The sequence below is a fragment of the Vibrio marinisediminis genome (genome assembly GCF_014050145.1).
Taxonomy (GTDB): Bacteria; Pseudomonadota; Gammaproteobacteria; order Enterobacterales; family Vibrionaceae; genus Vibrio; species Vibrio marinisediminis.
On sequence record NZ_JACFYF010000344.1, the window covers coordinates 1 to 235 of the forward strand.

1 protein-coding gene is annotated in these 235 nt (G+C 31.1%); it reads left to right on the top strand.

Features of this window, described 5'->3' with window-relative positions:
• On the top strand, positions 1–235 hold a 235-nt coding region (locus H2O73_RS24300), incomplete at both ends, for a S41 family peptidase (RefSeq protein ID WP_220457786.1).

Sequence of the window (235 nt, forward strand, 5' to 3'; positions counted from 1 at the left end):
TTGGTATTTTTATTGGAGGAAAGTTAAATTTTTCAGACTCTTCAGATAAATTATTTACTACAAATAGTAAAAAAGATAAACTCAACCGACTCATAGATTTTATAGACTATGAGTACGTAGATGCAGTAAATACAGATAGCATTGTAGATGTTACCGTTAATGCAATCCTAGAAAATTTAGACCCTCATTCTGTATACATCCCAAAAGAAGATATGCAGCGTGTTAGCGACAATAT